This is a genomic window from Desulfovibrio sp. SGI.230 (assembly GCF_050313065.1).
Taxonomy (GTDB): Bacteria; Desulfobacterota; Desulfovibrionia; order Desulfovibrionales; family Desulfovibrionaceae; genus Desulfovibrio.
Genome location: NZ_JBNPKS010000017.1, coordinates 1 through 13,440, shown reverse-complemented (window position 1 = coordinate 13,440; position 13,440 = coordinate 1). Strand labels below are relative to the sequence as shown.

Sequence of the window (13,440 nt, the reverse complement as noted above, 5' to 3'; positions counted from 1 at the left end):
GAGAGAGACATATGGACAGCAAGATTCGGCAGATTCACATGGTGGGCATCGGCGGCGCCGGCATGAGCGGCATCGCGGAAGTCCTGCTCAACCTGGGCTATGACATCTCGGGCTCGGACATGAGCGATTCGGCCGTGGTCAAACATCTGCGTAGTCTTGGGGCCCGCATCGCCGTGGGCCATGCGGCCGAGAACGTGGGCAACGTGCAGGTGCTGGTCAAGTCCACGGCCATTGCCGAGGACAACCCCGAAGTGGTGGAAGCGCGCCGCCGCAACATCGCCATCATCCCCCGTGCCGAGATGCTGGCCGAACTGATGCGCCTGCGCCAGGGCGTGGCCATTGCCGGTACCCACGGCAAGACCACCACCACGTCCCTGACGGCCTCCATCTTCGATACGGCCGGTCTGGACCCCACGGTCATCATCGGGGGGCGCCTCAATGTCTACGGCACCAATGCCCATCTGGGCAGCGGCCACTACCTCATCGCCGAAGCCGACGAATCCGACGGCTCCTTCCTCTGTCTGTTCCCCATCATCAACGTGGTCACCAACGTGGACGAAGACCATCTGGACCACTACGGGACCCGGCAGGCCATCGACGACGCCTTTGTCCAGTTCATGAACAAGGTTCCGTTCTACGGCCTCAACGTGGTCTGCGGCGATGATCCCGGCGTGCGGGCCCTGCTGCCGCGCGTCAAGCGCCCGGTGCTGACCTACGGCTTTGCCGCCGACAACCAGCTGCGCGCCGTGTTGCTGGAATCGGGCATGACCAGCCGTTTCGAGGTCTGGCGCGATGACCAGAAGCTGGGCGAAGTGAGCCTGCCCCATCCCGGCCGCCACAATATCCTCAATGCCCTGGCCGCCATCGGCGCCGCCACGGCTGCCGACATCCCCTTCGAACGCTGTGTGGAAGGTCTGGCCACCTTCCGGGGCGTGGGGCGCCGCTTTGAATTCAAGGGCGAACGCAATGGGGTGACCGTCATCGACGACTACGGCCATCATCCGGCCGAGATCGCGGCCACGCTGGCCACGGCCCGCCAGGTCTTCCCTGACCGCCGTCTGGTGGTGGCCTTCCAGCCGCACCGCTTCAGCCGTACCCAGGCCCATTTCGGCGAGTTCTGCAAGGTATTCGACGTGGTGGACCAGCTGGTGCTGACCGAGATCTACGCCGCTTCCGAAAAGCCCATCCCCGGTGTTTCCGGCGAGAGCCTGGCCCAGGGCATGCGCCAGGTCTCCGAGACCCCGGTCACCTATTTCCAGACCATCGACGCCATGGTCAAGGGCCTGGACGATATCCTGCAGCCCGGTGACGTGCTGCTGACTCTGGGGGCCGGCACCATCACCCGTGTGGGGCCCGCCTGGCTGGAGGGCGGCAAGGATGCGTGAGATCCTGTCTCCTTCGCTGGCAGAGCGGACATCACTGCATCTCGGGGGCCGGGCCATCGCGGAACTGGTGCTTGAGCGTGCCGAGGATTATCCGCTGCTGGCAGAACGTTTGCAGCAGCTGGGCGGGAGCCCGTTCATCATTGGCGCGGGCACGAATTTGCTTGCCCGCGATGGTGAATTACCAGTCGTACTGCTTCGTTCTGCAATCAAGGAAGGCCCCGAGATCGTCTGGGAATCTGAAGCGCGGGCCCATGTGCGGGCAGGGGCGGGCGTGCCCCTGCCGCGCCTGCTTGGTTTCTGTGCCCGGCGGGGTTTAGGCGGTCTTGAGGGCCTTGTCGGCATCCCCGGGAGCGTCGGGGGGGCCGTGGCCATGAACGCAGGCTCCTACGGTTGCGAGACCTGCAGGAATCTCTTGGAAATCAAGGCCGTTGTCGATGGTCGCCCGCGGGTCTTCCCGGCAGCGGAACTGCAGTATGGTTACAGAACCCTGCTGGTGGACGGCAAAAAAAACGGTTTTCTTGTGCTCGAAGCCACATTTGACTTGACCAAGACTGACAGGGATGGCATTTCTAAACTCATGCATCGCAATATTTGCGAGAAAAAGTCTAAACAACCTGTGACAGCGTGGAGTGCGGGCTGCGTATTCAAAAATCCGGCCCCGGACAAACCAGCCGGCATCCTTCTGGATAGGGCCGGCTTTCGCGGCAGGCGGCTTGGCGGGATGGCTTTTTCGACCATGCATGCCAATTTTTTGATAAATGAAGGGAATGGCAGCGCGAGTGCCGCGTTCGAACTTATAGAAAGTGCGCGGCAGGGAGTGCTGGAGCAGTTCGGCATCACGCTGGAAACGGAAGTCAGGATCGTGCCGTGACCTTTTCGCTGAAAAAAAACCGGCGCAATACGCGCTCCTACAGCGGTAGTTCGACACCTGCTCCCAGTCGCAGCACCGCTTCCCGCCCCAATACCCGCAACCGGGCCAAGCTGGCGAGGGAAAAACGTCAGTTCTCCCTTTGGAGCAAGCTGCAGGGCGGGCGTGTGCAGCGTTTTTTTTGCGTCCTGTTCCTGCTGGCAGGGCTGGTAGCGGCTGTGACGGGCCTGTGTGCCGGGTCCATCTGGCTGTACGGCAAGGCCACGACCAGTGACTTCTTCGCCACGCGGCATATCGACGTGGCCGGGAATGTCAGATTGTCGCGGGAGATGGTCCTGCAGTATGGCGGCCTGAAGGAAGGGGAGAACTCCCTGGCGGTCAGCATCGCGGAAGTGGAGCGCAAGCTGCGTGCCACGCCCTGGGTGGAAGAGGTCTCGGTCAAACGTCTGTTGCCGGACCGCTTCGTCATCAAGATCAAGGAGCGTATGCCCACCTTCTGGGTCCACAAGGACGGGGTGCTGTATTACGCCAATGAATCCGGCGAGGCCATCGCGCCTGTGGAGAGCCGCAACTTCCTCTCGCTGCCGACCCTGTCCGTGGAAGCGGGGGCCGAGGATGACGTGGCCTACCTGCCGCGATTCATGAAGGATCTGCATGCGGGCAGCCTGCCGGTGGAGGCGGGGGCCATTGCGTCGATCACGGTGAGCCCCGCACGGGGTATCGAGATATATCTGGAAGACCGCGAGATGCGGCTTTCCATCGCAACGGATGACTGGGCCGGGAATCTTGCCCGGATCGGCCTGACGCTGGGGGATCTGGCACGCAGGCACGAGCTGAAGAACGTGCGTGAGGTGCGTTCGGTCAACGGCAGTGTCTGGGTGACGCTCAGTCAGCCCATGCGCGGATGATGTTTGGTGAGGAGTAACTATGGCGGATCTCATTGTAGGCCTGGATATCGGCACTACCAAAGTGTGTGCGGTCGTAGGGGAAATGGCGGAAAACGGCCTGGTGGATGTCGTTGGGATCGGCACCCGTCCCTCTCACGGCATGCGCAAGGGCGTGGTGGTGAATATTGAGCAGACCGTGCAGTCCATCCGGGGCGCCATCGAGGACGCCGAGCTCATGGCCGGCTGTGAGATCAATTCGGTCTATGTGGGGATCGCCGGCGGGCATATCGCCGGGATCAACAGCCATGGCGTCATCGCCGTCAAGGGCGGCGAAGTGGGCCAGCGCGATGTGGAACGCGCGCTCGATGCGGCCCGTGCCGTGGCCATCCCTGCGGACCGTGAAGTCATCCACATCCTGCCGCAGGAATATATCGTGGACAACCAGCGCGGCATCGCCGATCCGCTGGGCATGGCGGGCGTGCGTCTGGAGGTCAAGGTGCACATCGTGACCGGGGCCGTGACCTCGGCCCAGAACATCGTGCGCTCCTGCCACCGCAGCGAACTGGAAGTCTCGGACATCGCGCTGGAATCCCTGGCATCGGCCAAAGCCGTGCTGACGGAAGAAGAGCGCGAGCTGGGCGTCGCGCTGGTGGACATCGGCGGCGGCACCACGGACATCGCCATTTTCGCCAACGATTCCATCAAGCACACCCATGTGCTGGCGCTGGGCGGCCAGAACCTGACCAACGATATCGCCTTTGGCCTGCGCACCCCCATTGCGGCGGCCGAGCGTATCAAACTCAAGTATGGCTGTGCCCTGACCGACATGGTGCGGCATGACGAATTCATCGAAGTCCCCACCGTGGGCGGCCGTGATCCCAGCCGCATCTCCCGCCAGATCCTGGCGGAGATCTGCGAGCCGCGCATGGAAGAGATCCTGTGTCTGGTGAACCGGACGCTGGAAAACTCCGGTTACAAGAACTTCCTGGGCGCAGGTGTGGTGCTGACCGGCGGCACGGCCCTTATCGAGGGCTGTCAGGAGCTGGGCACGCAGATCTTCAACCTGCCCACGCGTATCGGCTACCCCCGCAATGTGGGCGGCCTCAAGGACGTGGTGAACAGCCCCAAGTTCTCCACGGCTGTGGGTCTGCTGCGTTACGGTGCGGAAAAGGAAGTTTCCGGCCAGAAAAAGTTTACTCCCACGCACAGCGACAGCGGCGTTTTCGAAGGCCTGCTGGCGCGCATGAAGAAGTGGTTTTCCGACATTTCCTAAAAAAACAAAGCGGGCAAGCTTTTAGAGTATTTGAGGAGAGGGAACTATGTCACAATCCATTGTTGATGATATCGACATCACGCTGGGCAATAATGCCAAGCTTAAGGTCATCGGTGTAGGCGGTGGCGGCGGCAACGCCGTGCAGAACATGATCACTTCCGGTCTGCAGGGGGTGCAGTTCATCTGCGCCAATACCGATATGCAGGCCCTGAGCCGCAACAACGCCCCGGTCAAGATCCAGCTGGGCGAAAAGCTCACCAAGGGCCTGGGGGCCGGTGCCAACCCCGCCGTGGGCCGTGAGGCCGCCCTGGAAAGCGTCAATGCCATCCGGGAAGCCATCGGCGATGCCGACATGGTCTTCGTGACCGCCGGCATGGGCGGTGGTACGGGGACGGGGGCCGCGCCCGTCGTGGCCCAGACCGCCAAGGAAATGGGCGCTCTGACCGTGGGTGTCGTCACCAAACCTTTCTCTTTTGAAGGAGCCCGCCGCCGTCGCTTTGCCGAAGAAGGTCTGGAAGAGTTCAAGCAGCATGTGGACTGCCTGATCACCATCCCCAACGACCGTCTGCTGGCCTTCGCTCCCAAGAAGACTCCCTTCTCTGCCATGCTGCAGAAAGCCAACGACGTGCTCTTCTATGCCGTCAAGGGTATTTCCGACGTCATCCTGGCCGATGGTATGATCAACCTCGACTTCGCCGACGTGCGCACCACCATGTCCGAATCCGGCATGGCCCTGATGGGCACCGGCGTGGCCGCCGGTGAGAACCGCGCCCGCGAGGCCGCCCAGCGCGCCATCAACAGCCCGCTGCTGGAAGACGTGTCGCTGGAAAGCGCCAAGGCCGTGCTGTACAACATCACGGCGTCCATGGACATCTCCACCGACGAGATCGCCGAGATCGGCGACATCATCGCCGATGCCACGCCCGAAGATACCAACATCATCTTTGGTGTGGTCTATGATGAGAACATCGGCGACGAACTGCGCCTGACCGTCATCGCTACGGGTATCGATCCCAGCGCCACGGTGGTGCAGCCCGTGGCCGAGCCCGTGAAAAGCTCCAGCGTGACCAAATTCCCCGGCTCGCAGGCTGCCCAGGCTGCCCGCCCCATGGAAGCGCCGCAGGCTCCTGCCTATGAGCAGCCTCGTCCGCGTCCCGTGCGCCAGCGTGGAGACTGGATCCCCCAGAACTCCTATCCGCAGGGGGGATACGGTCCCTATTCCGCCCAGGACCAGTTCGAGAAACCGACCTATCTGCGCACCGGCGCCACGCTGGGCCAGCAGCCCATGCCCCGGCGCCAGCACAACCCCGGTCATGAGGACTTCACCTACAGTGAAGAAGACTTCGAGATTCCTACGTTCATCCGCACTCAGGCCGACTAGGCCGTGCGGCAGGCCGCTGAGGCATGAACGCATGAGATTTCAGGGCTCACCTCTTCGGCCCTGAAATGCCCGCCGGGAGGCCCATGGGGGGCCTCCCCTTTGTACCGTTCCGGTGCACAAAAACGCCCGCAAGTTCGTCTTGCGGGCGTTTTTCGTTTTGCGTGCCAGTCTATGCATTACCGGCGGCACGATACCAGGCAGATGATCGACAAAAATGACGGAGCAGGGCGAAGCCGGTGCGGCCTCAGCGGTATTGCCACCAGCGCCAGAGCATCCACAGGGCAAGGCCTGCCAGGGTCGCGGACAGGATCAGGAGATTCTTGCCCGGTGAGCGAATCCAGCCCGCAAGATAGGCGCGACCACCAAAGAAAATGGCCAGCAGGGCGAGGATGATGGCAAGGCTCATGTCGTTTCGGCCGTGATCGCTGAAAAAGATCGGTCACAGCAGCGAGCCGCTGTCCAGATCGGGGGAGCTGGGCTTGATGTCCAGCAGGGGCGTGCCGTCCAGCATATCCACATGCGAGACGTGGAGGATATTCCCGTCCCGGCGCAGCAGCGGTACCAGGCTCATGCCGATGCCGCTTGGACGGCAGGGAGCACGGGTAGTGAAGACGCCGCGCTCCTGCGTCTGCCCGTGCGGGATGACCTGCAGGCGCGGAGCCTCCGCCCTGTGGAAGGCGAAGATCAGCCAGATGCGGGCAAAGCGCTCCAGGCCTTCAAGCCCGGCCATGAATTCGGGAAAGATCTCCACCCGGCCGGTGTAGTCTGCGGCGTGGATGGGTTGACGGGGCGTTTGGGCCGGATCGGTATGGGGTGTGTGGATGATGCCGATGGGGCGGCAGGTGAACAGAGGCAGCGACATGGACTCCTCCTGTGAGCGTTTTCCCGGGGAATGTCACAAGGCACGGCTGGCGGTCGATGGACAGTCGTACTGCCCCGGATGCCTTTGCATGGAACTTGTGAATGCGAACTGGCTGGGCGATACCGCCCCCAAATCCGTATTTTCACTAGCGCTAGCCGCGTGCTGGCGAAAAGGGGGCTGGAGCCATGCTATCCCTTCGGCCATGCGGGCGTGTCGTCTGCCTCCTGCGGGCGCAGCTGCGGCGCGTGGATGGCCAGCCAGACACAGGGCTTGCTGGTCTCCAGCACACGATGGCGCACATGCTTAGGCAACAGCAGACACTGGCCGCGTTCCAGGGATACTGCACGGCCATCGTCAAAGCCCAGCCGGGCGGCGCCTTCCAGCAGCAGGACCCATTCGTCTTTTTCCTGATCGTACCACTGGCCTTCCGGCGTCACATGGCCCCAGGAGACGATGCGCTCCACCAGCAGCCCGCTGTCTGAGGTGAGCAGAGCCGTGAAATGTTCCGGCGTGCCGGGAAGATGGATGTTATCCGGCAGCGTGAGCAAAGAATCCATGATGCCTCCGCAAGATACGATGACAGGCGGCAGGCCGTTTGGCCCGCCCGGCAAAAGGATACCCCGAAGGGGACATGACGGAAAGGCCGTTTTTTGCGGCCCGGGAGCGGGCAGGAGGCCTTCGAAGGGGCAGGAACGGCAGGGATGCTGCTCCGTTCCTGCTTTTGGCAAAAGCCCCAAAGGGACCTACTCCAGGCCCATTTTCTTCATGCCGGAATTGAACAGAGATTCCATGCTGTTGCCGAAATCCGACAGGCCCTTCTCGATGTCATCCATGGTATTGGAACGGCGGGCCGGCTTGTCAGCCAGCGAGGGGTCGAGGGTCTCCAGATCGTGGATGCGCTTGCGCAGCTGGTCGATCTCGAACCAGGCCAGGTTCTCCATGGCGCTTTGGCTGTTGGGATAGTTCTCGGCCACAGGACGCATACTGGCCTTGTACGCCAGCCAGCTGTGCTGGCTCTCTTCCAGGGCTTCCAGGCAGGCTGTGCTGCGTTTTTCCGCTTCGGGGCCGGAGAATTTTTTGCAGATGCCCTGCATGGCCTGATAACGGGTATCCAGCTTTTTCTGCCAGTAATCACGCTCCATATCCAGGCACTGTTTCTGATCCGAGCTTTTGGGATTTTTTTTGATGCAGGCTTCGAACCCCGGAGCGTGTTCGGCTGCCATGGCGGGAGCGGCCAGCAGCAGGGCGGCCAGCAGAGCGGGCAAAAAACGTTTCGTGGACATAGGATCTCCTTGTGTCATGTACTGCCAGCATACGGTATGCGGTGGTTCCTGTCAGCAGGTCTACCAGCCGGTACGTCGTCGACCATGGACCAGCAGGCCGATGCCCAGCAGCAGGGTCAGGGCCTCGGCCAGGGGGATGGCCCAGAAGATATGCTCGTCTTCCAGCCAGAGGGCGAACAGGCTCAGGAACAGGGCGGGAAAGACCAGACTGCGGCTCAGCGCCATGCCCACAGCCTGTAGGGAGCGGTTGAGCCCGGTCAGGTAACAGGCGATGCCCATGTTCAGGCCGCTGAAGAAAAAGCTCCAGCGGAAGTCGGCGATGAAGTCACAGGCCAGGCTGCCCACAGCGGCGTTGTCGGGCAGGAAAAGGCGGGCAAGTTCCTGCGGGTAGAGGCTGAAGACAAGGAACATGACCACGCCCAGTGCCAGCAGGCTCAGCAGGGCGACGTGCAGGAATCTGTGCGTCCGCTGGCGCAACCCGGCAGCATGGTTGGCACTGACCAGGGGCGACAGGGTATCGCTGAGGCCGTAAGCCAGGGTCAGGCCGAACCACGAACCGTAGCTGACCACGGTGAAGGCGGCCACGCCGGAGGAGCCGAAACGGGCCATCATCAAATGATTGATGAACAGGATGATGCTGCCCACGGAGATCTCGTTGATGCTCTCCGCACTGCCGTTGAGGCTGGCCCGCAGTATCTCCCGCCAGCCGCAGCCCTTCAGGGTCAGGCGCAGCAGGGCACGGCGGGAAAGGAAGTGGATCAGGAACAGGAGCAGGGTGCAGCTGAAGCCCAGGCCCGTGGCCAGGGCCGCCCCCTGCACGCCCCAGCCGAAGCGGGCGATGAACAGGTAATCCAGGAAGATATTGACGGCAGCGCTCAGGATGAGCCCCAGAGAGGCCAGGGTGGGATGCTGGTCCACCCGGGCGAACTGCGAAAGCGCATAGGAGGCGGGCAGCACAGGGCTGAAAAGCAGGATGGTGGTCAGATACTGGTACGCGGGCCGCATCACATCACCGTCCGCCCCCAGCAAGGCCAGCAGCAGCGGCCGGAACAGCAGGGAGAGCAGGGCCAGTACCAGACCGGCCAGCAGGATGAGCAGCATGGTGCGGCCAAAGACCGCCGAAGCGGCCCGCAGATCGCCACGCCCCACGTGGTGGGCACTGCGGACCGTGCCGCCCACGGAAAGCATGACGCCCATGCCGAAAAAAATGCTGAAGACAGGGCTGACGATATTGACGGCTGCCAGAGCCTGGGCTCCGACATAGCGACCGATGAAAATGGTATCCACCAGACCGGCGGACGAAAGCAGGAGGAAGGCCGCGGACCAGGGCAGGCCGTAGCGGAAAAAGGTCTGGGCCACGGGGCGGTCCAGCATGGTGGCACGATTTTGGGACATGGGAACCTCGGGATGGCTGCACAGGGCAGGTCCGGGACTTGTACCATGCGGCCAAGAAAAGCGTCAACGCGCTGCGCGGAAGCGGGAAAAAGCGGCGGGATCCGGGAAAGGGGCTTGACATGGCCGCCGCAAGGATTATGCTCAATTGTGCAAAACGTCCGCAAGCCTGCCATCCTTTCCGGCTGCGTGCCCGTTTTGCCAGATATTGGAGAAATCATGCCGCGTCCCAGACAGTGCCGCTATGTGGCCACCACTCCCAGTGTCACCTACTTCAAGCCGCGGGGCATCCCCATGACGGCCCTGGAGGAAGTCTGCCTGGGCGTGGAAGAACTCGAAGCCCTGCGTCTGGCGGATCTGGAAGGCCTGACCGGTTCCGAGGCCGCCTGCCGCATGCGTGTGTCCCGGCATACGTTCGGCCGTACTCTGGCTGCGGCCCGGCGCACGGTGGCGCTGGCCCTGGTCACGGGCCGGGCCCTGCGCATCGAGGGCGGTCATTATGCCCTGGCCGAACCGGATCACCGGACTGCGGACGCAAAGGAGAATACCATGCAGAAGATTGCCATTTCCAGTGAAGGCCCCACCCTTGACGATCTCGTCGATCCCCGTTTCGGTCGCGCGGGCGGTTTCGTGGTGGTGGATCTGCCGGACATGAGCGTGAGCTATATCGACAACGGCGCTTCCCAGACCATGAGCATGGGTGCCGGCATCGAGACCGCCGAACGTGTGGCCAACGCAGGCGTGCAGGTGGTGCTGAGCGGCTATGTGGGCCCCAAGGCTTTCGACGCCCTGAAAGCTGCGGGCATCAAGGTCTGCCAGGATGTGAGCGGTACCGTCCGGGAAGCGGTGGAACGCTTCCAGAAGGGCGAATTCCCCTTTGCTGACGCGCCCAACAAGTAGAGGACCCGTATGCGTATCGCCATTGCCAGCGGCAAGGGCGGGGCAGGCAAGACCAGCGTGGCGGCCTCCCTGGCCAGCGTCTGGGACAGCCCCCTGGTGGCCGTGGACACGGACGTGGAAGCGCCCAACCTCCACCTCTTCCTGCCGCCGCAGGTGGAGGGGAGCAGCAAGGCCTGGCTGGAAGTTCCTTCCCTCGATCTGGCCGCGTGCAGCAAGTGCGGCAAATGCCGCGAGATCTGCAGCTTCAAGGCCATCGCCTCCTTTGCCGGCAATATCAGCATCTTTCCCGACATGTGCCACGGCTGCGGCGGCTGTTTCGCCGTCTGTGCGGACAAGGCCCTCAAGCCCGTGGGCCGGGAGCTGGGCGAACTGGAACACGGCACGGTGCTGGACGGTACGGTCCGCTTCCTCATGGGGCGTACCCGTATCGGCGAATCCATGACGCCGCCCCTGCTGCGCCAGCTGCGGGCCCGTCTGGACGCCATGCTGGCTGAGATCCCGGCCGATGCCATCCTCGATGCGCCTCCCGGGGTCAGCTGTCCGGCGGTCACGGTCACCCGTGATGTGGATCTGATCCTGCTGGTGGCCGACCCCACGCCCTTCGGCTTCCATGATTTCAGATTGGCGCATCAGGCCTTCCTGCCCCTGAACAAGGCCATGGCCGTGGTCATCAACCGGGCCGGGGCCGAGGGCAATGCCGATGGTGACGCCGCTGTGCGTGACTACTGTCGCGAACACGGCCTGCCCCTGCTGGCGGAGCTGCCTTTTGAACGGGCCGCCGCCGAGCAATATGCCAATGGCCGTCTGCTGGCCGCGCTGTCCCCGGAATGGAAACAGCGTTTCGAACACTTGCGCGATGCCCTGCGCCGTCTGGGCGGGGAGGTGTGTCATGCGTGAGATCGTCGTCATCAGCGGCAAGGGCGGGACGGGAAAAACCACGGTCTGTGCCTCCTTTGCCCATCTGGCCGAAAGCAAGGTCATCTGTGACCTGGATGTGGATGCGCCCGACCTGCACATCCTGCTGCAGCCGGAGGTCAAGGAACGCACGCCGTTCATCTCGGGACACAGCGCCCGGATCCGTCAGGAGGACTGCATCCGTTGCGGCCAGTGTGCCGATTTGTGTCGTTTCGAAGCGGTACGTCCGCATGACGGGGGCTTCCTTATTGATGACCATTGCGAAGGCTGCGGCGTCTGCGTGAAGCTCTGTCCGCAGCAGGCCATCGATTTTCCCGACAATCACTGTGGTGACTGGTACGTGAGCGACAGCCGCTTCGGGCTGATGGTCCATGCCCAGCTCTTCCCCGGGCAGGAGAACTCCGGACGTCTGGTGAGCCTGCTCAAGGCCCAGGCCAGGGAGCGTGCCAGAGCGCTGGGGCTGGAGACCATCTTGTGCGACGGTTCGCCGGGCGTGGGCTGTCCCGTCATCAGTTCCCTGTCGGGGGCCAGCCTGGCCGTGGGCGTCGTGGAGCCCACGCCGTCAGGCCGCCACGATTTCAGCCGCGTGGCCGATCTGTGCCGGCATTTCCGCATCCCGCTGGCCATCATCATCAACAAGGCTGATCTCAATGTGAACGAGGCCGATGCCATCGCCGCGGAATGCGCCGAACACGGCCATACCCTGCTGGGGCGCCTGCCCTTCGATCCGGTGGTGACCCGGGCCATGGTGCAGCGTCGCGCCCTGACAGAATTCGACAATCCTCTTGGCAACAGCCTGAAGGACATGTGGTCGGCCCTTCAGGATATGCGCACCGGCCGCTAGGCCGCGCACCTTCGACCAGAAATGGAGCGTTTATCATGAGCTTTCTTCTTGCCGTGCCTTCCTGCATGCCTGGCGGTCTCGATGCCCAGATGGGCATGCACTTCGGCCATTGTGACATCTACACCATCGTGGAAATCGAAGACAACGCCATCAAGGCCGTGGGCACGCTGGAAAACGTGCCTCACCAGCAGGGCGGCTGCATGGCTCCCGTGCAGCACCTGGCCAGCCACGGCGTGAAAGCCCTGCTGGCCGGCGGCATGGGCATGCGTCCGCTGATGGGCTTCCAGCAGGTGGGCGTCAACGTCTTCTTCGCCGGTCAGTACCCCACCGTGGGCGCTGCCGTGCAGGCCTTCCTGGAGGGCAAGCTGCCTCCCTTCACCATGGACTTCACCTGCGGTGGCGGCGGCCATCACTAGGCCGTGGGGTCCGCTATGGATATCCTGATCGTTACCTCGCGCCCCGAACAGTGGGCCCCGGTCCTTCCGGTCATGGAAGGGCGCGGTGCGGCTGTCCGGCAGGCGGGTTCCCTGGAACAGGGCATGGAGCTGGTGCGCCAGCAGGCCCCCGCTCTGGCCGTGCTCGACCTGGGGCTGGAGCCTGAGGAGCTGCGCAAGGCTGTCATCGACATCCTCATGGTCAATGCCATGATCCATACGGCTGCTGTCAGCCCCATGACGGCGGCGGAATTCCACGACAAGATGGAAGGGCTCGGCATGCTGATGTCCCTGCCCGTGGACTTTACGGTCCGGGACGTGGAAAAGATGATGACGGCTCTGGAAGGCCTCGCAGGATAGAGACCTGTTGAGCTGATAGCAGGGGATCCTTTGTCGGGCTGCCGCCCGGGAAGGATCCCCTTTGCATTTTTTGCGGGGACCGCCGGTTCTTGCTGTGGATAGCGCAAGTAGAGGAGGACTATCTGCTTTTGCCTTTCTTCTTTCCTGAGGAAAGGGACGGCAGGCCGTGCTTTCAATGTCGCATCCGGGGCGCTGTGTCCGGCGTATTTTTCTCCTTTCCGTGTGTCCTTTGGTGCCGTGACAGAGAAAATCCGAAGCAGGGCGAAAGAGGCGCCTCGCTTCCTGGAGAGAAAAGGATGCTTTCTCTAGCAGGGAATGCGGGGCTCTTGCCGGGCAGAAAGGGGAGAAGAAAATGGAAAATGGCAAAGAAAAATCCAAACATTTTTCTGTGTCTTTTCAGTGTGTTGATTGAATAATCAGTCAGCAGGGAGCAAATCCGTAAAATTTTTTGCGGAAAAATGCTTGACGGTGGGGTCGAAAAGGCGCATAAAGTCGTTCGCGCCAACGAGTCGGCCACGTCCAAAAGGGCGACGGGAAAAGAAATTTTCCCGGATGGCAAAAAAAGTTCTTGACGCGGGTTTGAAAATGAGACATAAGTCTCCCTCGCGCCAACGAGTTGCCCCGACGGGGCCGCGAAAAAAACTTTCGCGAAAATA

16 protein-coding genes are annotated in these 13,440 nt (G+C 62.5%); 10 read left to right on the top strand and 6 right to left on the bottom strand.

Features of this window, described 5'->3' with window-relative positions:
* Positions 1 to 11 precede the first annotated feature (11 nt).
* The 5 genes from murC to ftsZ are packed head-to-tail and all read left to right on the top strand — an operon-like array spanning position 12 to position 5,794.
* On the top strand, positions 12 to 1,385 hold the full coding sequence (gene murC / locus ACQRAG_RS10875; protein WP_289616332.1) for a UDP-N-acetylmuramate--L-alanine ligase: 1,374 nt from the start codon (positions 12 to 14) through the stop codon (positions 1,383 to 1,385).
* Positions 1,378 to 2,256: a UDP-N-acetylmuramate dehydrogenase gene (gene murB / locus ACQRAG_RS10870; RefSeq protein ID WP_297159198.1), complete on the top strand. Its 879-nt coding sequence runs from the start codon at positions 1,378 to 1,380 to the stop codon at positions 2,254 to 2,256. The genes murC and murB overlap by 8 nt, the downstream gene beginning before the upstream one ends.
* Positions 2,253 to 3,161, top strand: coding sequence for a cell division protein FtsQ/DivIB (locus ACQRAG_RS10865; RefSeq protein ID WP_427804106.1), 909 nt, complete (start codon positions 2,253 to 2,255; stop codon positions 3,159 to 3,161). The genes murB and ACQRAG_RS10865 overlap by 4 nt, the downstream gene beginning before the upstream one ends.
* Positions 3,162 to 3,180: 19 nt before the next feature.
* Positions 3,181 to 4,413, top strand: coding sequence for a cell division protein FtsA (ftsA, locus tag ACQRAG_RS10860; RefSeq protein WP_168935441.1), 1,233 nt, complete (start codon positions 3,181 to 3,183; stop codon positions 4,411 to 4,413).
* A 46-nt stretch (positions 4,414 to 4,459) separates the two neighbouring features.
* Positions 4,460 to 5,794, top strand: coding sequence for a cell division protein FtsZ (ftsZ, locus tag ACQRAG_RS10855; RefSeq protein ID WP_168935440.1), 1,335 nt, complete (start codon positions 4,460 to 4,462; stop codon positions 5,792 to 5,794).
* A gap of 244 nt (positions 5,795 to 6,038) precedes the next feature.
* Here the strand turns inward: ftsZ and ACQRAG_RS10850 are convergent, their stop codons facing one another.
* From ACQRAG_RS10850 to ACQRAG_RS10830, 5 genes are all read right to left on the bottom strand, one after another.
* On the bottom strand, positions 6,039 to 6,200 hold the full coding sequence (locus ACQRAG_RS10850; protein WP_297231383.1) for a hypothetical protein: 162 nt from the start codon (positions 6,198 to 6,200) through the stop codon (positions 6,039 to 6,041).
* Between the two features lie 33 nt (positions 6,201 to 6,233).
* Positions 6,234 to 6,656, bottom strand: a complete 423-nt coding sequence (gene tsaA / locus ACQRAG_RS10845; RefSeq protein WP_302261375.1) for a tRNA (N6-threonylcarbamoyladenosine(37)-N6)-methyltransferase TrmO — start codon at positions 6,654 to 6,656, stop codon at positions 6,234 to 6,236.
* A gap of 188 nt (positions 6,657 to 6,844) precedes the next feature.
* A complete protein-coding gene (locus tag ACQRAG_RS10840; RefSeq protein WP_427804105.1) occupies positions 6,845 to 7,213 on the bottom strand; it encodes a cupin domain-containing protein in 369 nt (122 codons plus the stop codon).
* A 186-nt stretch (positions 7,214 to 7,399) separates the two neighbouring features.
* Positions 7,400 to 7,939: a lysozyme inhibitor LprI family protein gene (locus ACQRAG_RS10835; protein ID WP_304037953.1), complete on the bottom strand. Its 540-nt coding sequence runs from the start codon at positions 7,937 to 7,939 to the stop codon at positions 7,400 to 7,402.
* Between the two features lie 60 nt (positions 7,940 to 7,999).
* Entirely contained in the window at positions 8,000 to 9,334 is a 1,335-nt protein-coding gene (locus ACQRAG_RS10830) for an MATE family efflux transporter (protein WP_427804104.1), read from the bottom strand.
* 216 nt (positions 9,335 to 9,550) lie between these two features.
* On the opposite strand from ACQRAG_RS10830, the gene ACQRAG_RS10825 reads away from it, so the two are divergent.
* The 5 genes from ACQRAG_RS10825 to ACQRAG_RS10805 are packed head-to-tail and all read left to right on the top strand — an operon-like array spanning position 9,551 to position 12,784.
* Positions 9,551 to 10,231, top strand: a complete 681-nt coding sequence (locus tag ACQRAG_RS10825; RefSeq protein WP_297138592.1) for a DUF134 domain-containing protein — start codon at positions 9,551 to 9,553, stop codon at positions 10,229 to 10,231.
* A gap of 9 nt (positions 10,232 to 10,240) precedes the next feature.
* The gene (locus ACQRAG_RS10820) at positions 10,241 to 11,128 is read left to right on the top strand and encodes a 4Fe-4S dicluster domain-containing protein (RefSeq protein WP_204626220.1); all 888 of its coding nucleotides are present in this window, start codon (positions 10,241 to 10,243) and stop codon (positions 11,126 to 11,128) included.
* Positions 11,121 to 11,990: an ATP-binding protein gene (locus ACQRAG_RS10815; protein ID WP_297138598.1), complete on the top strand. Its 870-nt coding sequence runs from the start codon at positions 11,121 to 11,123 to the stop codon at positions 11,988 to 11,990. The genes ACQRAG_RS10820 and ACQRAG_RS10815 overlap by 8 nt, the downstream gene beginning before the upstream one ends.
* Positions 11,991 to 12,025: 35 nt before the next feature.
* Positions 12,026 to 12,406 carry a NifB/NifX family molybdenum-iron cluster-binding protein gene (locus ACQRAG_RS10810; RefSeq protein ID WP_205906129.1) on the top strand — a complete coding sequence of 127 codons (381 nt, stop codon included), beginning with the start codon at positions 12,026 to 12,028 and terminating at the stop codon, positions 12,404 to 12,406.
* Between the two features lie 15 nt (positions 12,407 to 12,421).
* Positions 12,422 to 12,784, top strand: a complete 363-nt coding sequence (locus ACQRAG_RS10805; RefSeq protein WP_204626222.1) for a hypothetical protein — start codon at positions 12,422 to 12,424, stop codon at positions 12,782 to 12,784.
* Between the two features lie 416 nt (positions 12,785 to 13,200).
* On the opposite strand, the gene ACQRAG_RS10800 is transcribed toward ACQRAG_RS10805, so the two are convergent.
* Positions 13,201 to 13,440 (bottom strand): hypothetical protein (locus tag ACQRAG_RS10800; RefSeq protein WP_427805322.1); only part of this gene is annotated, 240 nt, incomplete at its 5' end.

Excerpts from the sequence above, each read along its gene's own strand:
- murC (WP_289616332.1), top strand. The coding sequence starts at position 12 with ATGGACAGCAAGATTCGGCAGATTCACATGGTGGGCATCGGCGGCGCC.
- murB (WP_297159198.1), top strand. The coding sequence starts at position 1,378 with ATGCGTGAGATCCTGTCTCCTTCGCTGGCAGAGCGGACATCACTGCAT.
- ftsA (WP_168935441.1), top strand. The coding sequence starts at position 3,181 with ATGGCGGATCTCATTGTAGGCCTGGATATCGGCACTACCAAAGTGTGT.
- ftsZ (WP_168935440.1), top strand. The coding sequence starts at position 4,460 with ATGTCACAATCCATTGTTGATGATATCGACATCACGCTGGGCAATAAT.
- ACQRAG_RS10850 (WP_297231383.1), bottom strand. The coding sequence starts at position 6,200 with ATGAGCCTTGCCATCATCCTCGCCCTGCTGGCCATTTTCTTTGGTGGT.
- tsaA (WP_302261375.1), bottom strand. The coding sequence starts at position 6,656 with ATGTCGCTGCCTCTGTTCACCTGCCGCCCCATCGGCATCATCCACACA.
- ACQRAG_RS10840 (WP_427804105.1), bottom strand. The coding sequence starts at position 7,213 with ATGGATTCTTTGCTCACGCTGCCGGATAACATCCATCTTCCCGGCACG.
- ACQRAG_RS10835 (WP_304037953.1), bottom strand. The coding sequence starts at position 7,939 with ATGTCCACGAAACGTTTTTTGCCCGCTCTGCTGGCCGCCCTGCTGCTG.
- ACQRAG_RS10830 (WP_427804104.1), bottom strand. The coding sequence starts at position 9,334 with ATGTCCCAAAATCGTGCCACCATGCTGGACCGCCCCGTGGCCCAGACC.
- ACQRAG_RS10825 (WP_297138592.1), top strand. The coding sequence starts at position 9,551 with ATGCCGCGTCCCAGACAGTGCCGCTATGTGGCCACCACTCCCAGTGTC.
- ACQRAG_RS10820 (WP_204626220.1), top strand. The coding sequence starts at position 10,241 with ATGCGTATCGCCATTGCCAGCGGCAAGGGCGGGGCAGGCAAGACCAGC.
- ACQRAG_RS10815 (WP_297138598.1), top strand. The coding sequence starts at position 11,121 with ATGCGTGAGATCGTCGTCATCAGCGGCAAGGGCGGGACGGGAAAAACC.
- ACQRAG_RS10810 (WP_205906129.1), top strand. The coding sequence starts at position 12,026 with ATGAGCTTTCTTCTTGCCGTGCCTTCCTGCATGCCTGGCGGTCTCGAT.
- ACQRAG_RS10805 (WP_204626222.1), top strand. The coding sequence starts at position 12,422 with ATGGATATCCTGATCGTTACCTCGCGCCCCGAACAGTGGGCCCCGGTC.